The organism is Vallitalea sp., from assembly GCF_025211055.1.
Taxonomy (GTDB): Bacteria; Bacillota; Clostridia; order Lachnospirales; family Vallitaleaceae; genus Vallitalea.
On the sequence record NZ_JAOARO010000072.1, the window covers coordinates 42,323 to 64,567 of the forward strand.

At 29.3% G+C, this 22,245-nt stretch carries 20 protein-coding genes and 1 tRNA gene; 15 read left to right on the forward strand and 6 right to left on the reverse strand.

What is annotated here, in order from left to right; all coding sequences use genetic code 11:
- Positions 1 to 4: 4 nt before the first annotated feature.
- From jag to N4A55_RS10330, 6 genes are all read right to left on the reverse strand, one after another.
- On the reverse strand, positions 5 to 637 hold the full coding sequence (jag, locus tag N4A55_RS10305) for an RNA-binding cell elongation regulator Jag/EloR (RefSeq protein WP_293755868.1): 633 nt from the start codon (positions 635 to 637) through the stop codon (positions 5 to 7).
- A 186-nt stretch (positions 638 to 823) separates the two neighbouring features.
- Entirely contained in the window at positions 824 to 1,798 is a 975-nt protein-coding gene (locus tag N4A55_RS10310) for a YidC/Oxa1 family membrane protein insertase (protein WP_293755871.1), read from the reverse strand.
- A 22-nt stretch (positions 1,799 to 1,820) separates the two neighbouring features.
- Positions 1,821 to 2,039, reverse strand: a complete 219-nt coding sequence (yidD, locus tag N4A55_RS10315; RefSeq protein WP_293755874.1) for a membrane protein insertion efficiency factor YidD — start codon at positions 2,037 to 2,039, stop codon at positions 1,821 to 1,823.
- Between the two features lie 5 nt (positions 2,040 to 2,044).
- On the reverse strand, positions 2,045 to 2,392 hold the full coding sequence (rnpA, locus tag N4A55_RS10320; protein ID WP_293755877.1) for a ribonuclease P protein component: 348 nt from the start codon (positions 2,390 to 2,392) through the stop codon (positions 2,045 to 2,047).
- 121 nt (positions 2,393 to 2,513) lie between these two features.
- Complete coding sequence (gene rpmH, locus N4A55_RS10325; protein WP_293755880.1) at positions 2,514 to 2,648, reverse strand: 50S ribosomal protein L34; 135 nt, start codon at positions 2,646 to 2,648, stop codon at positions 2,514 to 2,516.
- A gap of 333 nt (positions 2,649 to 2,981) precedes the next feature.
- Complete coding sequence (locus N4A55_RS10330; RefSeq protein ID WP_293755883.1) at positions 2,982 to 3,194, reverse strand: hypothetical protein; 213 nt, start codon at positions 3,192 to 3,194, stop codon at positions 2,982 to 2,984.
- Positions 3,195 to 3,781: 587 nt separating this feature from the next.
- Between N4A55_RS10330 and dnaA the strand changes: the two genes are divergently transcribed.
- From dnaA to N4A55_RS10405, 15 genes are all read left to right on the forward strand, one after another.
- The gene (gene dnaA / locus N4A55_RS10335; RefSeq protein WP_293755886.1) at positions 3,782 to 5,128 is read left to right on the forward strand and encodes a chromosomal replication initiator protein DnaA; all 1,347 of its coding nucleotides are present in this window, start codon (positions 3,782 to 3,784) and stop codon (positions 5,126 to 5,128) included.
- 364 nt (positions 5,129 to 5,492) lie between these two features.
- Positions 5,493 to 6,596, forward strand: coding sequence for a DNA polymerase III subunit beta (gene dnaN, locus N4A55_RS10340; protein WP_293755889.1), 1,104 nt, complete (start codon positions 5,493 to 5,495; stop codon positions 6,594 to 6,596).
- 34 nt (positions 6,597 to 6,630) lie between these two features.
- The gene (locus N4A55_RS10345) at positions 6,631 to 6,840 is read left to right on the forward strand and encodes an RNA-binding S4 domain-containing protein (protein WP_293755892.1); all 210 of its coding nucleotides are present in this window, start codon (positions 6,631 to 6,633) and stop codon (positions 6,838 to 6,840) included.
- 56 nt (positions 6,841 to 6,896) lie between these two features.
- The gene (recF, locus tag N4A55_RS10350) at positions 6,897 to 7,982 is read left to right on the forward strand and encodes a DNA replication/repair protein RecF (RefSeq protein ID WP_293755895.1); all 1,086 of its coding nucleotides are present in this window, start codon (positions 6,897 to 6,899) and stop codon (positions 7,980 to 7,982) included.
- Positions 7,983 to 8,185: 203 nt separating this feature from the next.
- The gene (gene gyrB / locus N4A55_RS10355) at positions 8,186 to 10,096 is read left to right on the forward strand and encodes a DNA topoisomerase (ATP-hydrolyzing) subunit B (RefSeq protein WP_293755898.1); all 1,911 of its coding nucleotides are present in this window, start codon (positions 8,186 to 8,188) and stop codon (positions 10,094 to 10,096) included.
- Positions 10,097 to 10,194: 98 nt separating this feature from the next.
- Positions 10,195 to 12,711 carry a DNA gyrase subunit A gene (gene gyrA, locus N4A55_RS10360; protein ID WP_293755901.1) on the forward strand — a complete coding sequence of 839 codons (2,517 nt, stop codon included), beginning with the start codon at positions 10,195 to 10,197 and terminating at the stop codon, positions 12,709 to 12,711.
- 219 nt (positions 12,712 to 12,930) lie between these two features.
- Positions 12,931 to 14,283 (forward strand): S-layer homology domain-containing protein, encoded by a 1,353-nt coding sequence (locus N4A55_RS10365; RefSeq protein WP_293755904.1) that lies wholly within the window; start codon positions 12,931 to 12,933, stop codon positions 14,281 to 14,283.
- Between the two features lie 92 nt (positions 14,284 to 14,375).
- A complete protein-coding gene (locus tag N4A55_RS10370; protein ID WP_293755907.1) occupies positions 14,376 to 15,218 on the forward strand; it encodes a fumarate hydratase in 843 nt (280 codons plus the stop codon).
- A gap of 31 nt (positions 15,219 to 15,249) precedes the next feature.
- Positions 15,250 to 15,801, forward strand: coding sequence for a Fe-S-containing hydro-lyase (locus tag N4A55_RS10375; RefSeq protein WP_293755910.1), 552 nt, complete (start codon positions 15,250 to 15,252; stop codon positions 15,799 to 15,801).
- Positions 15,802 to 15,860: 59 nt separating this feature from the next.
- Entirely contained in the window at positions 15,861 to 16,346 is a 486-nt protein-coding gene (locus tag N4A55_RS10380) for a hypothetical protein (protein ID WP_293755913.1), read from the forward strand.
- A gap of 358 nt (positions 16,347 to 16,704) precedes the next feature.
- On the forward strand, positions 16,705 to 17,847 hold the full coding sequence (locus N4A55_RS10385) for a BMP family lipoprotein (RefSeq protein WP_293755916.1): 1,143 nt from the start codon (positions 16,705 to 16,707) through the stop codon (positions 17,845 to 17,847).
- A 114-nt stretch (positions 17,848 to 17,961) separates the two neighbouring features.
- Complete coding sequence (locus tag N4A55_RS10390) at positions 17,962 to 19,452, forward strand: ABC transporter ATP-binding protein (protein ID WP_293755931.1); 1,491 nt, start codon at positions 17,962 to 17,964, stop codon at positions 19,450 to 19,452.
- Entirely contained in the window at positions 19,452 to 20,564 is a 1,113-nt protein-coding gene (locus tag N4A55_RS10395) for an ABC transporter permease (RefSeq protein WP_293755919.1), read from the forward strand. The genes N4A55_RS10390 and N4A55_RS10395 overlap by 1 nt, the downstream gene beginning before the upstream one ends.
- Positions 20,561 to 21,484, forward strand: a complete 924-nt coding sequence (locus tag N4A55_RS10400) for an ABC transporter permease (protein ID WP_212693466.1) — start codon at positions 20,561 to 20,563, stop codon at positions 21,482 to 21,484. Before N4A55_RS10395 ends, N4A55_RS10400 begins: the two co-directional genes overlap by 4 nt.
- A 452-nt stretch (positions 21,485 to 21,936) precedes the next feature.
- Positions 21,937 to 22,027 (forward strand) — tRNA-Ser (locus N4A55_RS10405).
- The last annotated feature ends 218 nt before the right edge of the window (positions 22,028 to 22,245 follow it).

Genomic DNA, 22,245 nt, shown 5'->3' on the forward strand with positions numbered 1-22,245 from the left:
CCTTTTATTGCTTTTTATAATTATTAGGTGTAATTACTACTTTTCTAAATGGTTCTTCTCCCTCACTATGAGTATCTACATATTTATCATGCTGCAATGTGGAATGAATTATTCGTCTTTCATAAGGATTCATAGGCTCTAGGCTAAATTTTCTATTAGTTTTTCTTACTTTATAAGATAAATTCTTAGCTAAATTCTCAAGAGTCTCTTTTCTTCTTTCACGATAATTTTCTGTATCCAATTTAACTCTTACATACTTATCTGATTCCTTATTAACTACCAAACTTACTAAGTATTGTAACGAATCCAGTGTTTGCCCTCTTTTACCAATTAGAACACCCATGCTTGGACCACTTAACTCAATTTCCAGATTCTGCTCTTTTAACTGAACCATAATATCAACTTTTAGATTCATTACTCTAAATATATTTTCCAAAAACTCAGTAGCTACATCAGGTAAATTTATTTTTTTAGTAACTTTAACTTTAGCTAATTTTGAACTAAACAAACCAAGTAAACCAGTTGCACCTTTATCAATAACTTCAATATTAACTTTATCACTTGTAGTCCCCAATTCAATTAATGCTTCAGTTATAGCATCATTTACATTTTTTCCTGTTTTTTCAACAAAATTCATTTTAGAACTTTCCTCCTTAAATTTTATATATTCAACTTTCATACAAACATAAACTATTCATTTTTAAAATCCAAAAATAAAAGTTGTATATATAATAAAGCTATAAGCTATCCTATCAATTTTATAAACATTACAAACTATAGTGAGTTCTATTTTGTTTTATAAATTATGCGAAATTATTTTAGGTTATTCTTTGTCTTTTTTTAGATGTTTGTTGATTACAATTTGTTGTACTAATTGGAAAGAACTACTTGTTAACCAATAAAGACCTAAACCAGCTGGCATTGTAATAACGAAGAATACTGTAATAAGAGGCATAGTATACATCATAGTCTTATTAGTAGCAGCTTGTTTTTCATCCATATTTCTATTATTACTACTCATTGTAGTTTTAGAAACTAAAAACTGAACTACAACATTTAATACTGGTATTAAGAGACCAATAGACATTAAATTAGGCTTGTCTGCTAAATTAATACCTAAGAAATAGTTAATATCCGTTAACTGAGTTACAAGTGGTGCAATCTTATCCCCAACTGCATTAAAATGATCAGTAAACTTAGTCCAATCAGATGAACTAAAAGTACTTAATAAATCTATAACTTTGTCGTTAGAAGCTATATCAAAATTTTTAACTGGTATTTTAGCAGCTTCATTTAAACTTGTAATATAATCTCCAAAACCTGCTACACCTCTTACGCTAGCTATTATACTAAGGTAAATACCTTTTATGCTCATGATATAAGCTGGTATATTTCTGAGAACTTGAAATAATGACATGATGATAGGAAATTGAATTAATAATGGTAAACATCCTCCAAAAGGACTTACATTATGTTCTTGATATAACTGGCTCATTTCCATTCTCATCTTATTTTGAGATTCTGCATCTTTTTTATTTTTATACTTATCTTGTATTTTCTTTAGCTTTGGTTGGATTTTTTGCATACCAATCATTGATTTTTGTTGTTTAAAAGCTAAAGGCAACATTAATAATCTAATAATAACAGTAAATAATATGATACTGATTCCCAAAGATTCAATACCTATTGCACTAAATAAATTATATATAGCGTCCATAATCGCACCAAAAACTTTAGCTATTGGACCTATTATAAATGAACTGCTCTGTGTTAGAACAACAATATTCGACAATAACATGAAATTAGTTCCTCCTAATATTTTATGGTACTGGGTCATATCCACCTTTATGGAATGGATGACATCTTAAGATTCTTTTAATACTTAGCCAAGCTCCTTTTAGAAATCCATACTTAACTATAGCTTCATATGCATACCTAGAGCAAGTAGGCGTATAGATACATGATGGCTTTTTTAAAGGAGAAATAAATTTTCTATAAAAAATTATAAATTTTAATGAAATACTTTTAAAGACATTCATATATATCACTTCTCTTTATATTCTAATAGATTATGTTTTCTCAATAAGTTGTTTAATGATTTTTCTATATCTTTAAAATTTGCTTTTGAAGAGTTAACTCTTCCTATTACAACAATATTATATCCAGTTTTTATTCTGTTCTCATTAAGCCTATAATTTTCTTTTACTAATCTAGTGACCCTATGTCTAACTACACTGTTCCCAACTTTTTTACTTACAGAAATTCCTAACCGATTAATAGAATCTCCATTACTATAAATATACATAACTAAATAATTATTTGCAAGGGATCTACCCTTGTTAAAAACGATTTTAAAATCTTTTCTTTTCTTTAACGATTCTGTTCTGTTCATAAAACAACCTCCTCCCATATTATAAGGTAATAAGACCTCTATTAAACCTTAAAAACATATCAATAAATTCTAGTAATATTTCAGGTTTGGAGGATAGTATAAAAGGCCACAAAATGAGGCCTTAAGCTGACAATTTTTTTCTACCTTTTGCTCTTCTTCTTGCTAAAACGCTTCTTCCACTCTTAGAACTCATTCTTTTTCTAAAACCATGTTCTCTACTTCTTTGTCTCGTTTTAGGTTGGTATGTCATTTTCATAAATAAGCACCTCCTTTAAAATTACATAGTATACAACACTTATTAAATAACATGTACTATTTAATGATAAGCAATTTATCAAAATACATATAATTTACTAATACTAATAAAAAAATAATAATGCTTCTAAGTTCCATCTACATAAAAGCACTATTCTAATTATATTAAAAAACTATCTTCTAGTCAAGAAAAAAATATTTCTAGTAGCTTAAATTTTATTAAATTCTATTATGTTAATTTTTTCTTCTTTTATTATGTATTTTACTTTATAACCACTGAAAACTTAAATACATCTATATATTTCATTTTGTTGAATTAAGTATTTTCAATGATTTAATAATAGAATAATATATTTTCATCTTTTTCTTTTTCAAAAGCTATACTTAAATTGTTTCTTCCGTTAAACTTAATCATTAGATATGGTGTATTAACTCTACTTTCTCCTTTACAAGCTTGACTATACATACTAGGAAAATCACAATCATGTGGCAAATAATTTATCATTATTGGTATTGGTATCCTATCTTTTGCTATACCATTATCCATAAAAAAAGCATTCTTTATATCATAGCACATAACCCTCTATACTATCAATTTTCAAATCAACTATTACCCCCCCGATTAATACCAATGGTACCATAAATAACATTATCTTCTTCTTCTTCAATATGAATACAAATATTTATTTTTTCTATTAATTTTATCCACATTTTTTTTTTGTTTTTTCCACATTTTGTGGATAATATGTTAAAAACTATTTATCCACAACTGCTATAAAAAATGTGGATAAGTAAAACATTTAGTATTTATTTACAAAAATTTACAGTTCTAGTTTTAGTTATATTTATGCACATTCCAAACTATTAACAGCCTGTATATTATTTTAATCAACACACTGTGGATAAAATTGAAGTAATTCAAGTTATCCACACTATTAACATACTATAAAAACAACTTATCAACAATTTTTATCCACACAACAACATTATTTGATTGAAAATTAGTTCCGTATAGCGTATTATATACTGTAGATAGTTAGAATGAAAATGAATAAGTATGTTCATTTTACGGTATATTTTATATTATTGTTAGTATGAAAAATATACCTTGAATAATGCAAAGGAGGATATATGATGAGTCATTCCGTTATTGAAAAATGGGACAGAATTCAAGAGCTACTTAGGGATGAATCAGATATTTCAAAAATATCTTATAAAACTTTTCTAGAAAATTTGGAGCCTATTAGAGTACAAGATAACACAATCATAATAAAAACAGATGATGAAATCGGTCGTGACTACATAGAAAGAAAATATAGTAAATCGATCATAATTGCAATTAGAGAAATAGTAGGTGAAATATATAACATTAAATTTATGCTACCAAGTGAAATAGCAAAAGAAGAAAAAAGGTCTAACAACAAAAAACAACCTACTATTAATAATAATAATGAATATAATAGTCTCAATTCTAGATATACATTTGATACTTTTGTTGTAGGTAATAACAACAAATTAGCTCATGCTGCGGCTTTAGCGGTTGCTGAATCACCAGCAGAGGCATATAATCCTCTTTTTATATATGGTGGTGTTGGGTTAGGAAAAACTCACTTGATGCATTCAATAGCTCACTTCATTCTCTCAGAGAATAGTGAATCAAAAGTATTATATGTATCTTCAGAAAAATTTACTAATGAATTGATTAATTCTATTAGAGATGATAAAAATGAAGAATTCAGACAAAAATATCGTAATATAGATGTTCTATTGGTTGATGATATACAATTTATTGCAGGAAAAGAAAGAACTCAAGAAGAATTTTTCCATACATTTAATACTTTATATGAAGCCAAAAAACAGATAATTATATCAAGTGATCGCCCACCAAAAGAAATTGAAACATTAGAAGAAAGGTTAAGATCCAGATTCGAATGGGGTTTAATAGCAGATATACAACCACCTGATTTTGAGACAAGGATGGCTATACTTCAGAAAAGAGCTGAACTTGAACACCTTAATCTACCAAATGATGTAATACAATATGTTGCAACAAACATAAAGTCCAATATTAGAGAGCTAGAAGGTGGAATCAATAAAATTATCGCTTATTCTACCTTAGTACATAAAGATCTTACCAAAGAATTAGCTGAAGATGCTCTAAAAGATTTGATAACACCAGAAAAAGATAAAGAGATTACACCAGAATTTATATTAGAGATTGTTGCAGAGCACTATAACCTTAACCCTGCAGATATAGTTTCTAAAAAAAGACCAAGAGAAATAGCTTATCCAAGACAAATAGTTATGTATCTATCAAGAACATTAACTGATTTATCATTACCTAAGATAGGACAAATACTTGGTAAACGTGACCATACAACAATTATTCATGGATATGAAAAGATAAGTAAAGATATCCAAAAAGATAGTGCACTTAAGAATACTATAGAAATACTTACCAAAAAAATAACAGGGAAATAGAAGCTACATTTAATAAATTATAATGTACTTAAAATAAGATGAATAACATAGGAATTAGTGATAAATTCAACTTATAGATAAATACATTATAATTTTTTTTAGGGTAATAAAGTTATCAACATAAGGGTGTTAAGAATATATGTATAACCTGTGTAAAACATTTTACCATAGTACAACCTCTCTTAACCTGTGGATACTTTATAAAAAAAAATGAATTAATCAACAGACTTATTAGATTTATTAACAGATAATAACAATAGGGGTTTAGAATACTTATTAACATATTAACAAGCCCTATTATTATAATTACTATAAAAAAATATATATTATCTATATACACGTGTGAAAGGAGTTATTAACAATTATGAAACTAACTTGTAGTAAAAGTGATTTATTAAATGGAGTAACAACTGTTTTGAAAGCGGTATCAACTAGAACAACATTACCTATCTTAGAATGTATTTTATTACAAGCAACATCAAGTGGATTCAAATTAATTAGTAATGATTTAGAACTTGGTATTGAAAGTAACGTAAATGCTAATATTATTGAAACTGGAACAGTTGCTTTGAAGGCTAAGATCTTTTCTGAGATAGTTAAAAAATTACCTGATAATGAAGTTGAGATAACAGTTGATGAAAAAAATTACACTACTATAATATGTGAGAAATCCAAATTCAATATCTCAGGAAGATCTGGAGATGATTTTTTAAGACTTCCTACTGTATCAAAAGATAAGTACATTAAAGTTTCTCAACTAAAACTTAAAGAAATGATAAGACAAACAATATTTTCTATAGCTCTAGAAGAAATAAGACCTATATTAACTGGTGAATTATTAGAGATTAAGAATAGCAAATTGAATATTGTATCTATTGATGTACATAGAGTATCAATTAGAAAATTAGATTTTGAATCTGAATTCGATAATGTCAACGTAGTTGTACCAGGAAAAGCTTTAAATGAAATCAGCAAGATCTTAGATACAGATGAAGAAAAAGACGTTATGATCTATTTTACTAATAAACATGTATTATTTGAACTAGAAGAAAGTATAATAGTTTCAAGACTTCTAGAAGGAGACTTTCCAAAATATGAACAATTCTTCTCAAAAGATTACGATACATTGATTAAAGTTGAAAAACAAGAATTATTGAATAGTATTGATAGGGCTGCTTTAATATCTAGAGAAACCAAAAATAATCCTATTAAGATTACTATACAAAGTGATAGTATGGTTATTACATCTAACACAGACTTTGGTGACGTATACGAAGAAATTGATATTGAAAGAGAAGGAAATGAATTAGAGATTGCATTTAATCCAAAATATTTTATTGACGCATTAAAAGTGATTGATGAAGAATATATTTACTTACAATTCACTAATCCTCATAGTCCTTGTATTATTAAGCAAGTAGATGGAGATGAATATAAATATCTAATTGTTCCAATTAGAATAAGATAAACAAACTAAAGTTAGTATGAGAGGATTAAAAACCATGGAAGAAATCAAAATCAAAGATGAATACATTAAACTAGGACAATTATTAAAATTAGCTGGGGCTGCTGATTCAGGAGTTCATGCTAAGATATTAATCATTAATGGTGAAGTAAGTGTTAATGGAGAAGTAGAAACAAGAAGAGGTAAGAAAATACATTCACAAGATATAGTTAGTGTAGCTGGATATGGAGAGATTAAAGTCATCTAGGAATTATATGTGCTTTAACTCTTATTAAGAATTTAGTTTTTTTGGAGTGCAAAAATATGTTTATAAAGTCATTATCATTAAAGGATTATAGAAATTATGAATACTGTGTTGTGAATTTTTCAAATGGAATCAATATATTATTTGGGAAAAATGCTCAAGGCAAAACTAATATCATTGAAGCCATTTATTTGTGTGCAACTTCAAAATCACATAGGACAAGCAATGATAAAGAGTTAATTAACTTAGATAACAGTGAAGCACATATAAAACTTACTGTTAATAAACAAGGTATTGATGAAGTAATAGATATACACATCAAGAAAAATAATAGAAAAGGTATAGCAATAAACAGGATACCTATAAAAAAATTAAATGAATTATTAGGTATCGTTAACGTTATAATTTTTTCTCCAGAAGACTTGGGATTAATTAAAAATGGTCCCAAAGAAAGAAGAAAATTCTTGAATTTAGAATTATGTCAACTGGACAATATATATTACCATAACTTACAACAATACCAAAAAATTTTAAAACAAAGAAATAATTTATTAAAAAATGTGAAAAAGATCAATAAAATTGACGAGACTATAAGTATATGGGATAATCAATTAGTCCATTATGGTATTAAAATTATCAACAGACGAGAAGAATTTATAAATGATCTAAATGAAATTATAAATAAAATTCATTCAGATATATCTGGAAATAAAGAAAATCTTAAAATAGAATACGAAAAAAATATAAGTAATATAGATTTTAAACAAAAATTAGAAAATAATCTCGAAAAAGATATACGATTTGGAACAACAAGTGTAGGTCCTCATAGAGACGATATGATGTTCTTTGTTAATGGAATAGATATTAGAAAATATGGTTCACAAGGTCAGCAAAGGACTGCTGCTCTATCTTTGAAATTATCTGAAATAAGACTAGTTGTTAATAAAACAGATGATACCCCAATTTTACTTCTAGATGATGTATTATCAGAATTAGATAATGATAGACAAAAGTACTTAATAAATTCTTTAGAGAACATTCAAACAATTATTACATGTACAGGTGTTGAAGATTATATAAAAACCAGTATTGATATTGAAAAATTATACCAAGTAAGTGATGGAAATATAACTCTATACGAATAACATAATAGAAAATGAAATTAATTCACTAAATAGTTGTTATGCCCTATTTGCAATAATTTACAGACTAATATATAATAGTTAAGATGGGTATAAATAACAATTTAATTAATGCATCTTTATATGTACTTAATTAATTAACATATATAGTAGATAAATATATGCGTATAATTATGCGTATCTAAACATATAGCAGGAGGTTTATTATGAGTAATTTATCTGAATATAATGAAAGTCATATTCAAGTTTTAGAAGGGCTGGAAGCTGTTCGAAAAAGACCTGGTATGTATATTGGTAGTACTTCATCAAGAGGATTACATCATCTTGTCTATGAGATAGTAGATAATGCTATTGATGAAGCATTAGCAGATAGATGTGATTATATCGAAATAACAATACATCCCGATAATTCAGTATCAGTACTTGATAATGGATTTGGTATACCAGTAGGGATACATCATCAAAAAGGAATACCAGCAGTAGAAGTAGTTTTTACGATACTACATGCCGGAGGTAAATTCGGTGGCGGTAGCTACAAAGTATCTGGAGGTTTGCACGGAGTTGGTGCTTCTGTAGTTAATGCTCTTTCAAAATGGCTGAAAGTTCAGGTATATACTGATGGTAAAATATATGAACAAAACTATGCAAGAGGTAAAGTACAACATCCATTAAAAGTTATCGGTGAGACTGAGAAGACGGGAACATATATACATTTTAAACCGGACCCAGAAATATTTGAAGAAACAGTATATGATTTTCATACACTCAAACAAAGACTTCAAGAAATGGCTTTCCTAACAAAAGGTCTAAAAATCAAATTTATTGATACTAGAGAAGAACAAGGTCCTCAGGAGCTTGAATTTCACTATGAAGGTGGTATCAAGGAATTTGTAAAATATAGAAATCGTAATAAAGATACATTATATGATCAGATAGCATATGCAGAAGGCAAAAAAGACGGGGTATATGTTGAAGTTGCTTTTCAACATAATGACTCATACGTAGAAAATATATTCACTTTTGTAAATAATATTAATACACCTGAGGGTGGTACTCATCTAAGTGGATTCAGGACAGCTTTTACAAAAACTCTTAATGATTATGCAAGAAAAAATAAAATACTAAAAGATAACGAGAAGAACTTATCTGGTGAAGATGTAAGAGAAGGAATAACTGCTGTTATCAGCATAAAGATTGAAGATCCACAGTTTGAAGGTCAGACAAAACAAAAATTAGGTAACAGTGAAGCTAGAGGTGCTGTTGATTCTATAGTATCAGAGCAACTTACTTACTTCTTGGAACAAAACCCAGCAGTAGCCAAAGTAATATTAGAAAAAGCATTGATGGCTAGTCGTGCAAGAGATGCTGCAAGAAAGGCTAGGGATCTAACAAGAAGAAAAAGTGCTCTAGAAAGTACTAGTCTACCAGGTAAACTAGCGGATTGCTCAGATAAAGACCCAACTAAGTGTGAAATATATATCGTTGAGGGAGATTCAGCTGGAGGTTCCGCAAAATCAGCTAGATCAAGACAAACTCAAGCTATTCTACCCCTAAGAGGAAAAATACTTAATGTAGAAAAAGCTAGACTTGACAAAATACTAGGCAACAAAGAAATAAGAGCAATGATAACTGCTTTTGGAACAGGTATATCAGATGATTTTGATATAGAGAAGTTAAGATATCATAAAATAATTATCATGACAGATGCTGATGTGGATGGTGCTCATATTAGAACATTGCTCCTAACATTTTTCTACCGTTATATGCCGAAACTTATTGAACAAGGAAAAGTGTATATCGCACAACCTCCTCTTTATCAGGTTACAAAAAATAAAAACTCACAATATGTTTATAATGATAGAGTTTTAGAGAAATTGTTAAATGAAATTGGAAGAGACGGTATTAATCTTCAGAGATACAAAGGATTAGGTGAAATGGACGCAGAACAATTATGGGATACAACTATGGATCCTGATAAGAGGATACTACTAAAAGTTGAATTAGATGATGCAGCAAGTGCTGATGAAATATTCACAACCTTAATGGGTGATAAAGTAGAGCCAAGACGTGAATTTATTCAATCTCATGCTAAGCATGTACGAAATCTAGATATCTAAAACTTATAAAAGCTAGGAATAACTTGGCTTCTTTATTGTGGAGAAGCTAATTAATAATAAATTAACATTAACAGTGTTAATTTGGGAGGATTAATATAATGGATGAAAGACAAGAATACGATAAAATAATATCCGTTGATCTACAGGATGAAATGAAAAAATCATATATTGACTATGCCATGAGTGTTATTGCCTCAAGAGCGCTACCAGATGTAAGAGATGGATTAAAGCCAGTTCATAGAAAAATATTATACGCTATGAGCGAACTTAATTTATCACCTGATAAACCTTATCGTAAATCAGCGAGAATCGTTGGGGATACAATGGGTAAATATCATCCACATGGTGATAGTTCCATCTATGAAGCAATGGTTCGTATGGCACAAGATTTCTCTACTAGATACCTATTGGTAGATGGTCATGGAAACTTTGGTTCTGTTGATGGTGATGGTGCAGCAGCAATGCGTTATACAGAGGCTAGAATGAGTAAGATGTCAATGGAATTATTGGCCGATATTGGTAAAGATACTGTTGATTTCAAACCTAACTTTGATGAATCATTAAAAGAACCAGAAGTATTACCAGCTAGATTTCCTAACTTATTAGTAAACGGAACATCAGGAATAGCAGTTGGAATGGCAACTAATATACCACCTCATAACTTGAACGAAGTTATAGATGGTGTTGTTAAGATTATTGATAATAAAACTATTGAAGATAGAGAGACAGATATTGATGAACTTATAGATATAATAAAAGGACCAGACTTTCCTACTTATGGAAAAATATTAGGAAAAAACGGTATAAAACAAGCATATAGAACTGGTAAAGGAAAAGTCAAAGTAAGAGCAGCAGTTGATATTGAACCTATGCCAGGAAATAAACAAAGGATAATAGTTACAGAACTACCGTATCAAGTTAATAAAGCAAGATTGATTGAAAAAATTGCTGAATTAGTTAAGTTGAAAAAAGTAGAAGGTATCTCTGATCTAAGAGATGAATCAGACCGTAAAGGTATGTGTATCGTTATTGAATTAAAACGTGATGCTAATGCTAATGTTATAATGAATCAACTATACAAACATACTCAATTACAAGATACATTCGGTATTAACATGCTTGCTCTTGTTAAGAATGAACCTAAGATACTTAATTTGAAGCAAATGCTTGAATATTATTTAGAGCATCAAAAAGAAGTAGTTACTAGAAGAACTAAATACGAATTGAAGAAAGCTGAAAATAGAGCACATATCTTAGAAGGACTATTAAAAGCCTTAGAATTTATTGATGAAGTCATTAAAATAATCAGAGCTTCCAAGAGTACAGCAGAAGCTAAACTTAATCTAATTGATAGATTCCAGTTCAGTGAAGTACAAGCCCAAGCCATAGTTGATATGAGACTTAGAGCTTTGACTGGTTTGGAAAGAGAAAAGATCGAAAATGAATATAGAGAATTAATGGAAAAGATAAAAGAGTTAAAAGCTATATTAGCAGATGAAAAATTATTATATAGTGTTGTCAAAGAAGAAATATTGATAATCAAAGAAAAATATGGTGATCCAAGAAGAACAGAAATAACTTATGATGAAGGAGAAATCTCTTTAGAAGACCTTATTAAAAAAGAGCCAACAGTCATTACTATGACTCATCTTGGATATATTAAGAGGATGCCTATCAACACCTATAAAAGTCAGCATAGAGGTGGAAAAGGTATTAAAGGTATGCAAACGAGAGATGAAGATTTTATACAAAATCTATTTATCACATCTACTCATCACTTTATATTATTTTTTACTAACAAAGGTAAAGTATATAGGTTAAAAGCATATGAAATACCTGAAGCTAGTAGAACCGCAAGAGGTACAGCTCTAGTTAACTTATTACAGATAGATCCAGATGAACAAATAACAGCTGTAATACCTCTAAGTGAGTATAGAGAAGATATATATCTTCTTATGGCAACCAAAAAAGGCATTATTAAGAAGACCAATATCATGGAATATGTAAATATCAGAATTAGTGGTTTACAAGCAATAATACTAAAAGAAGATGACGATTTAATTGAAGTTAAATTAACGGATAATAAACAGGACATAATACTAGGTACAAAATATGGACAATGTATCCGTTTTAGCGAAAGTGATGTAAGAGTTATTGGTAGAACATCTATGGGTGTTAGAGGTATGAATCTAAACCATGATGATGAAGTAATAGGTATGCAGTTAACCTCACAAGGTACTGACCTACTTGTTGTATCAGAAAATGGATTAGGAAAACGAACTGATATAGATGAATTTACTACACAAAGACGTGGTGGTAAAGGAGTTAAATTCTATAAAATAACTGAAAAAACAGGTAATGTAATAGGAATAAAAGCGGTTAATGAAGATAATGAACTTATGATAATAACTACAGAAGGTATAGTTATAAGAATAAGAGTCAGTGATATATCTAGATTTGGTCGTGTTACTTCAGGGGTTAGACTAATGAACTTAGATGATGATATAATGGTAGCAGGTATTGCAAGAATAAAAGAAGAAGTAACCCATGAAGAAGAAATAGAAGAAGCAGACGAAGAATTACAGGATGAAAAAGAACAAGATAATAAACAATAATATAAGAATGACAAAAAGAGGCTACCTAAAGTTAGATAAGACTTTATGTAGCCTCTTTCTTATGAATTATTGTTGATAAAAGTTTGATTATTGACTTTAAGTTTTAAGTTGTAATATACATGTAACAGTATATCTAAGTATATCTGTTATAATAGTATAAGAGGACTAGTTAACTATTAACATATAACTAGATGGTTAGTTTATGTTGGAGGTGAAAAAGTGATAATAAAGAATATAAAAAAAATATTATATTTAATTATAGCTATAAGTATCATCTGTAATATAAACATCTATGCTTCTGAAGATAAACAAGACGAAGCTATTGAATATATAAATGAGATAAGAGAAAAGGTATCTGTGAGACCTATAGAGAATAGTAAACAGTTAGAATCATCTGCTGCTAATCATAGTAAGTATATGTCTGTAAACAATAAATTTTCCCTTATTGAAGAAAGTGGAAACAAATATTATAGAGGAAGATATAGTTGGGATAGAGCATCCTATTACTCATATTTTAATCCTTACATAACTGAATTCATAAACAATAATTTAGTTAGCTATAAAAATGGAGTTGTTGACTTAATAAATAATCCATACTCCAGAATATCATTTTTAGACCCATTATATCAACACATAGGTATGGGTTCATATGAAGATATGTACACATTTGACCTTGGAGGAAAATCAAGGGACTTAACAGTAAAAAATAAAAAGATTGTGATATACCCTTATGACAATATGGAAAATGTACCTATAACTTGGGAAAACAATTATAAAATTAGTCCATATAGAGCTTTAGATATAGAATCTAGCAATGTTGGTTTGCCTATTACACTTAGTTATTATTCTGATAAAAATAAAATTAGAAGAATATATGATAATAATATAAAACTAGAAAATAAAGATAAAGGGATTGAAGTAAGAACAAAAATCATATTACCTCAGGATGATAAATACATTGATAATAGTATAATAATATTGCCACTGAAAAAATTAGAATATAATACTAATTACCAAATTTTAATAGATGTAGATTTTATTTTTCAAAAAAGTACAATACCCAGCGAAAAAAAATCTAAGTATATAATAGATTTTAAGACTGAATCAAGATATAACTTCTTAGATAGAGCCAAATTCACTAAATATCTTGTAAAAGCGTTGAAAATTGATATACTAGAACCAAAAGAAGTATTTAATGATATAGATATCAAATCAGATAGTACCAGATATATCTATACTGCCTACAAAAATTATTTAGTAAGTGGTTTTGGTGATGGTACATTTCGTCCTAATGAAAATATAACAAAAGAACAAGTATATACTTTATTGATTAGAGCCTATGAAAAGAAAAATGGTGAGATTGAGTTAAATGACTATAAATCGTATAGCTATACTTATAGTTATTATAGTGTTAGTAATTGGGCAATAAATTACATTAAAAAAGCAGAAAAAATCGGACTACTGAATAATTTTAAGAGTAATGAATTAAAAGGAGAAATTACAGAACTTGAATATAAAAAATTAATAAATCTATATCAAGAAATATATAATGTAAAAAAGGATATTAATTAAGATTAATATCCTTTTTCTTGACGAATAAGTTTTAATTGATTAAGATAGAAAGAGGTATGTTAACATAAGCTTTTTTGTAAGGAGGAATTTCCATGAGGGAAATATCAGGTAATCTCATAACTAATGAGATTAAAGAAATGTGTATAGAAGCTAACTGTTATGTAAGCAAAGACATATTAGATACTATAAAAGAATATAAAAACAAGGAAGAATCACCAATTGGAAAAGATATATTAGAACAAATACAACAAAATGCAGAAATAGCTAAAAATAAGATGATGCCTATGTGTCAGGATACAGGGATGGCAGTAATATTTTGTGAAATAGGGCAAGATGTACATATAACAGGTACATCTATAACCCACGCAATCAATGAAGGGGTAAGACAAGGATACGAAGAAGGATATCTACGAAAATCTGTTGTAAAAGATCCTTTCTTCAGAGAAAACACGAAAGACAATACTCCTGCAATAATTCACTATGATATTATTGAGGGCGATAAAATAAAAATAACAGTTGCCCCAAAAGGATTTGGTAGTGAAAATATGAGTAAAATTGCTATGTTAAAACCATCTGATGGAATAGAAGGTGCAAAAAAAGCTATATTAAACATAGTAGAACAAGCTGGTGGTAACGCATGTCCACCTATGATAGTAGGAGTTGGTATAGGGGGTACATTTGAAAAAGCAGCTTTTCTAGCAAAAAAAGCTTTACTAAGACCAGTAGGCAATAACTTATCAAAAGAATATATAAAAGATATGGAAGACGAATTATTAGATAAAATTAATAAATTAGGGATTGGACCAGGAGGATTAGGTGGAAGGACAACAGCACTAGCTGTAAACATTGAAACTTATCCAACACATATAGCTGGATTACCAGTTGCTGTTAATATTAGTTGTCATGCTACTAGACATAGCACACGAATTATTTAATCAATATATAAGATTGTGGGAGGTATAGAATATGACTGTAGAAATAAGTACTCCTCTAACAGAGGAAAAAGTAAAAGATCTCAAGGCTGGAGACAAAGTATTACTATCAGGTGTATTATATACATCTAGGGATGCAGCCCATAAGAGAATGGTTGAACAATTAGAAAAAGGTGAAAAACTACCATTTGATGTCAATGATAGTGTGATATATTATGTAGGACCGTCACCAGCAAAACAAGGTGAAATAATCGGTTCAGCAGGACCAACTACAAGTTATAGAATGGACGATTATGCTCCTTACTTATTGGATAGAGGACTAAAGGGTATGATAGGTAAAGGTGATAGGAGCAAAGAAGTAATTGACAGCATGAAAAAGAACAAAGCAGTATATTTTGCAGCAGTTGGAGGAGCAGCAGCTCTTTTAGCTGACAAAATTAAAAAAGTTGAAGTAATAGCTTATGATGATCTAGGAACAGAAGCAGTAAGGAAAATGGAAGTAAAAGATCTACCTTTAGTGGTTGTTATTGACAGTGAAGGAAACAATCTTTACGAAACAGAAAAAAATAAATACAAAATTTTATAGATAAAGGTTATCAAATATCCTATTAAAATATAATAAATAAGAGTTAGGGGATGTAACTAATGCATCAAGAAATAACAAAAAGAGAAAAAATATCACCATTAAAAATGCTTGTTTTTATAATAATAGGTGCAATACTATTAATACTTTTTAATTTCTTAGGAAACACATTAAAACTTAATACAAGTATTATCGATGGTTTGACATTAATAATAGCAACAATATTGTCTTATATCATTATAAAAAAATATATAACTTCTTACAAATATATGCTGATTGAAAATGAATTTATTATACAAGAATTAACAGGTTCAAAAGAAAAAATATTAGTGAATATTAATACTAATCAAATAAAGAAAATTAAACCTATTACTAGCAGTGATTATGCTATTGATAAAAAACAAAAGTATAATAAAAAGAAGAAGTTAAATAAAAATCTTAAGAACTTAGATATATATTATTGCATATATGAAGAGGATGATAAATTAAATTTATTTGAGATACAACCTTCAAAAGAACTTATTAAATTATTAAATATCACTAAATAAAGTTTTATTAAAAGATACTTTGTAAAATTAATTATAATTAAATAATACATTACTTATATAAATAATATATCAATAACATTTATGTATTGATATATTATTTTTTTGTATTTTTTACAATAATAATTATTATTTTGTTAAAAATTATGACAAAACCCCCATGATATGATAATATAAGTATAAGATTATTACAAAAAAAATAAGTTTTCTTATTATGAGTTGGATGATTTGTTAATATTAGATTAATATTTAATTCTTCAATTTATAAAGGTAAAATACCAAGCTTGACAGCTGGTAAAAAACAATATTTTTTCTGTAATAATTTAATATTTTTATGTAGATATGGGAGGATTGTTATAAGATGAAAAAAGTATTATCAATTATTGTTATGCTGACTATGGTGTTCACTCTACTTCTAACTGGTTGTGGAGAGAAAAAAGAAGAAGACACAATAGGTCAAGGAAATGAAGTAACTGATGATCAAGAATCTGATGCAGACTCACAAGAAGACATAAATGATACAGAAGATAATAACACAGAAAATAATCAAGATGAAGCTCAAGATAATGGAAGTCTAAAAATATGTATGGTAACTGATACAGGTGGAATTAATGACCAATCTTTTAATCAATCTGCATGGGAAGGATTAGAAAGAGCTCAAAAAGATTTAGGAATAACAGCAGAATTTCTTGAATCAACTCAAGAATCAGATTATGATCCTAACCTAGAAACATTATACGATCAAGGAAATGATCTAATATGGGGGATAGGATATTTAATGGCAGATGCTGTATATAAAGCTGCTGAAACTAATCCAGACAGAAAATATGCAACTATAGATAGCAAATATGAAGAACCATTAGATAATCTATTAGGTGTTACATTCAGTGAACAAGAACCATCATTTTTAGTAGGATACATAGCAGGTAAAATGACTAAAACTAATAATGTCGGTTTTGTTGGAGGAGAAGAATTTGATGTTATCTGGAGATTTGAGAGTGGATATAGAGCTGGAGTAAAAACAGCTAATCCAGATGCTAAGATACAAATTCAATATGCTAACTCATTTGGTGATACAGCAAAAGGTAAGGCAATAGCGAATAGTATGTATCAAAATGGAGCTGATATCATATTCCATGCTGCTGGATATACTGGAGTAGGAGTAATAGAATCAGCTGAAGAAAATGGAAAATATGTTATAGGTGTAGATAAAGACCAAAGAGCACAGCTTGGAAAAAAAGCAATTATAACATCAGCAGTTAAAAGAGTTGACCAAGCAATATATATGGTAGCAGAAGATTTAAAAAATGGTAAATTTGATGGCGGAACTAATAAAAACTATGGATTAAGCGATGGAGCAGTAGGAATAGCACCAACATCAGCAGAAGCTGTACCAGAAGATATATTAGAAGAAGTTGCTAAATTAGAGGAAGATATAAAATCAGGTAAGATAGTTGTTCCTAAGACAAGAGAAGAATATGATGAATTATATGGTGATAAATAGTTATTTGACTCCTAAACAGCTCAGGCATATTGTCTGAGCTGTGATTTTAGCCAACTAAATAGAGAAAGGATAGATACTTTGCATAATATAGATTATAAAACCAGAGTAATTGAAATGAAAAACATTACTAAAAAATTTGGTCATCTAACTGCTAATGATAATATCAATCTTACAGTATATAAAGGAGAAGTTCATGCACTATTAGGAGAAAATGGAGCAGGTAAATCTACTCTAATGAATCAATTGTATGGAATGATAGAGCCAACAAGTGGTGAGATATATATTAATGGTAATAAAGTTAATGTAAATAATCCTAATGTAGCAATAGCTAATGGAATAGGCATGGTCCATCAACATTTCATGCTAGTTGAACCTTTTACAGTAGTAGAGAATATTATTCTTGGCAGTGAGATAACTAAATATGGTGTGTTAGATATGAAAAAAGCCAAAGAAGAGATTGTTGAATTATCTGAAAAATATAGTTTATATGTAAATCCTGATGACAAAATAGAAGATATAACTGTAGGCATGCAACAAAGGGTGGAAATACTAAAAGCCCTCTATAGAGGAGCTGATATATTGATATTGGACGAACCTACAAGCGTGCTTACACCACAAGAGATAAAAGAGTTAGTTATAATAATTGATAACTTAACAAAAGAAGGTAAATCAGTAATAATAATAACTCATAAGTTAAAGGAGATAAAACAGGTAGCCGACAATTGTACAATAATCAGAAGAGGAAAACGGATTGATACAGTTAAAGTAGATGAGGTAACGGAAGAAGCTCTAGCAGCCAAAATGGTAGGTAGAGAAGTAACATTCAAAGTACCAAAAGAGGATAGAGAAACAACAGATACAGTATTGTCCATTGATAACATTACAGTAAAAAACAACAGGGGTCTAGTTGCTGTTGATGGACTATCTCTAGAAGTCAAGAGAGGGGAAATAGTTGGAATAGCTGGTGTAGATGGTAATGGACAAAGTGAATTAGTTGAAGCTATAACAGGACTAAGAAAAATTGAAAAAGGACATGTTAAGATAAACGGGAAAGACATTACCAATATGACACCTAGAAAAATAATTGATAATAAAGTATCAACAATACCAGAAAACAGGCAAAAAGTTGGGTTAGTCCTTGATTTTAGTATCTATGAAAATATGATACTGGAAAATTATCATAAAGAACCATTTTCTAAAAAAGGTATCCTACAAAAAGATAAGATAATTGATAATGCTAAGAATTTGATTAAACAATTTGACATAAGACCAACTGATGAAACCGTGTTAGCTAAATCATTATCTGGTGGAAATCAGCAAAAAGTCATTATAGCTAGAGAGATCATGAATAACCCTGATCTTCTCATAGCTACACAACCAACCAGAGGTCTTGATGTAGGAGCTATAGAATACGTACATAAAGAATTGGTAAAGCAAAGAGATAGGAATAAGGCTGTATTATTAGTTTCATTAGAGCTTGATGAGGTAATGAATGTATCGGACCGTATTGCAGTCATATATGAAGGGAAAATCAATTATGTAGTAAATGCAAAAGAAGCAACTGAAGCAAAATTAGGATTAGAGATGGCAGGGGGCAAAAAATAATGGAGAAGAAAAAACTATTAAAATCAACTACCAAGATGACGCTCTTGTCAATATTGTTTGGATTCATTATAACAGCTATTATATTACTTATTGCCAGGTATAATCCACTTCAGATATATGGCGTCATAGTAAAAGGTGTTTTCAGTAAACCTAAGTACATTGCATATACGATAATCAAATCTACTCCATTAATATTAACTGGTGTTTCTATAGCATTTGCCTTAAAAACAGGATTGTTGAATATTGGAGCAGAAGGACAATTTATAGTAGGAACAATAGTAGCTTCAATGGCAGGATATTTTTTCAACCTACCTCCAGTAATTCATCCTATAGTAGTTATGATCGTAGCAATTATATTCGGAGGGTTGTGGGGAGCTTTAATCGGAGCTTTAAAAGCAAAATTCGGTATACATGAAGTAATATCATCTATCATGTTGAACTGGATTGCTTTATATGCTCATAATGCTGTTATTAATATACCTGCATTCTTTGAACGTACTAATAAGGCACATACTATAAAAGATAGTGCTAGTATTATGTTTTTAGAAGGATTCAAAAACTCTGAATCGGGAAAAGAGTGGTTATTAGACCATCCTGGAATAAGAGATATTCTAAAAGCTCCAGTCAATTATGGAATCATAATAGCTATATTAGTTGCAATATTAATTTGGTTCATATTAAATAAAACAACCCTAGGTTTCAGATTAAGAGCTGTTGGATACAATAAATTTGCTGCTGAATATGGTGGAATTAATGTAAAAAGAAATATTGTTACTTCTATGTTCATTTCAGGTTCTGTTAGTGGACTAGCTGGTGCTCTAATGATAATAGGTGTATCAAAAGGTATAACGACTCTATCTGCAATGGAAGGATATGGTTTAGACGGGATAGGAGTCGCTTTAATAGCAGGTAATTCACCAATAGCGTGTATTTTCTCAGGGTTATTTTTTGGAGCGTTAAAATATGGAGGTTCCAAAATACAGGCTAGACCTATTGAAGCTCCAAAAGAGATAATTAGTATAATGATAGGTACAATTATATTTTTTATAGCAATTCCTAGAATCGTTAAGGTATTAAAACGTTTAACAGGTAGAAAAGGGGTGACTAGATGAATAGTATAGGGTTTATATTAGGAACTACATTAATGTATTCTACACCTCTTATATATACTTCGTTAGGAGGCGTTATATCAGAAAGATCTGGAGTCTTTAATATTGGATTAGAAGGTATGATGACTATGGGAGCTTTTATAGGGGCTACTGTAGGTTATTATTCAGGAATTTGGTGGCTTGGACTAATATGTGCTGGAATAGGTGCAGGTCTATTAGCATTATTACACGCAGTAGCATCTGTTACACTTGGAGCTGATCAAGTTGTCTCTGGTATTGCTATAAATTTTTTGGGACCAGGATTATCATTGTTTCTATGCAGAAAATTCTTTGATGGAAAATTTATGACAAAAAGTATTCCTCTAGAAAATAAAATACCCAAATTATTTAAGGGAGTGTTTCCTGAGTACTCGTTTTTAGATAATATATTTGATCAGGAAATAACAGTTTACTTAGCATTTCTATTTGCAATAATTATGTGGTTTATATTATATAAGACTAAGGTCGGTCTTAGGGTTAGAGCAGTTGGAGACCATCCAGAAGCTGCAGATACTTTAGGAATCAGTGTGCATAAGACTAGATATATATGTGTAATATTATCTGGGGTATTATCAGGTTTTGGCGGCGCTTCCATGAGCTTGGCAGTAGCATCTAATTTCTTTCCAACTTTAATATCTGGGCAAGGATTTATTGCCTTGGCGGCCATGATATTTGGAAATTGGAAACCACAAGGTGCACTAGGAGCATGTTTAGTATTTGGTGGAGCTCAAGCATTGGTTGTCTTCTTAGGTGGAAAGAATATACCTATACCTATAGATGTATTATCAATGATTCCATATGTATTGACAATAGTAATACTTATGGGATTTATAGGCAAATCTGTTCCACCAGCAGCTGATGGAGAACCATACATAAAAGAATAAGTATAGATATTAAAAGCCAATATATTTTGGTTATAGATTAGTATTATTAGTAGCTATAGTTATAAATTGAAGATTAATTATATCAAAAATATAATAAATAAATTTTATAAAAAGTTATACAAGATATAGTAATTATCAAGGTTTAATTACTATATCTTGTATATAAAGGTATAGATAACTAGATTAATAGCAATTAATACTCCTTGGTATATTTACTAGATTTCATAAAAGAAAAGTTTAGTACATTTAATAGGGATATAAGTATACCTAAAAGGCATATATATCCCCTAAATCAGAGCATAATCGAGTATTTTCGATATAGTATATATGTATAAAATATAATAATTAATAAAAAATATAAAAAACGTATTGACATTATAGGTATCCTCTAGTATAATAACTTTTGCGCTACTCGTTAGGGCATAATTAAATATTTTATATAATTCAGTTGTGGAGAAGTACTCAAGTGGCTGAAGAGGTGCCCCTGCTAAGGGTATAGGTCGTTCACGCGGCGCGAGGGTTCAAATCCCTCCTTCTCCGCCATTAACAATTATCATTAACAATTATATAAAATAAATAATTAAAAAAAATAAAAAAAGTTGTTGACAAATGTTGAAATGCATGATAAGATATATTTCGTTGTCTCGCAAAAAACAACAGCAAAGAACCTTGAAAACTGAACAGTGAAACAACCAAAAACTTAGTAATAAGTTTTACCCAAGAAAATTCCTTAGTAAATTAATGGATAAAGACGATAGTCT

Bases quoted from the DNA above. Each gene is read 5' to 3' on its own strand.
- rnpA (WP_293755877.1), bottom strand. From the start codon at position 2,392: ATGAACAGAACAGAATCGTTAAAGAAAAGAAAAGATTTTAAAATCGTT.
- N4A55_RS10400 (WP_212693466.1), top strand. From the start codon at position 20,561: ATGAATAGTATAGGGTTTATATTAGGAACTACATTAATGTATTCTACA.
- N4A55_RS10345 (WP_293755892.1), top strand. From the start codon at position 6,631: ATGGAAGAAATCAAAATCAAAGATGAATACATTAAACTAGGACAATTA.
- N4A55_RS10310 (WP_293755871.1), bottom strand. From the start codon at position 1,798: ATGTTATTGTCGAATATTGTTGTTCTAACACAGAGCAGTTCATTTATA.
- N4A55_RS10370 (WP_293755907.1), top strand. From the start codon at position 14,376: ATGAGGGAAATATCAGGTAATCTCATAACTAATGAGATTAAAGAAATG.
- dnaA (WP_293755886.1), top strand. From the start codon at position 3,782: ATGAGTCATTCCGTTATTGAAAAATGGGACAGAATTCAAGAGCTACTT.
- N4A55_RS10330 (WP_293755883.1), bottom strand. From the start codon at position 3,194: ATGGATAATGGTATAGCAAAAGATAGGATACCAATACCAATAATGATA.
- N4A55_RS10390 (WP_293755931.1), top strand. From the start codon at position 17,962: ATGAAAAACATTACTAAAAAATTTGGTCATCTAACTGCTAATGATAAT.
- rpmH (WP_293755880.1), bottom strand. From the start codon at position 2,648: ATGAAAATGACATACCAACCTAAAACGAGACAAAGAAGTAGAGAACAT.
- N4A55_RS10395 (WP_293755919.1), top strand. From the start codon at position 19,452: ATGGAGAAGAAAAAACTATTAAAATCAACTACCAAGATGACGCTCTTG.
- N4A55_RS10385 (WP_293755916.1), top strand. From the start codon at position 16,705: ATGAAAAAAGTATTATCAATTATTGTTATGCTGACTATGGTGTTCACT.
- N4A55_RS10375 (WP_293755910.1), top strand. From the start codon at position 15,250: ATGACTGTAGAAATAAGTACTCCTCTAACAGAGGAAAAAGTAAAAGAT.
- dnaN (WP_293755889.1), top strand. From the start codon at position 5,493: ATGAAACTAACTTGTAGTAAAAGTGATTTATTAAATGGAGTAACAACT.
- N4A55_RS10380 (WP_293755913.1), top strand. From the start codon at position 15,861: ATGCATCAAGAAATAACAAAAAGAGAAAAAATATCACCATTAAAAATG.
- gyrB (WP_293755898.1), top strand. From the start codon at position 8,186: ATGAGTAATTTATCTGAATATAATGAAAGTCATATTCAAGTTTTAGAA.
- jag (WP_293755868.1), bottom strand. From the start codon at position 637: ATGAATTTTGTTGAAAAAACAGGAAAAAATGTAAATGATGCTATAACT.
- yidD (WP_293755874.1), bottom strand. From the start codon at position 2,039: ATGAATGTCTTTAAAAGTATTTCATTAAAATTTATAATTTTTTATAGA.
- gyrA (WP_293755901.1), top strand. From the start codon at position 10,195: ATGGATGAAAGACAAGAATACGATAAAATAATATCCGTTGATCTACAG.
- recF (WP_293755895.1), top strand. From the start codon at position 6,897: ATGTTTATAAAGTCATTATCATTAAAGGATTATAGAAATTATGAATAC.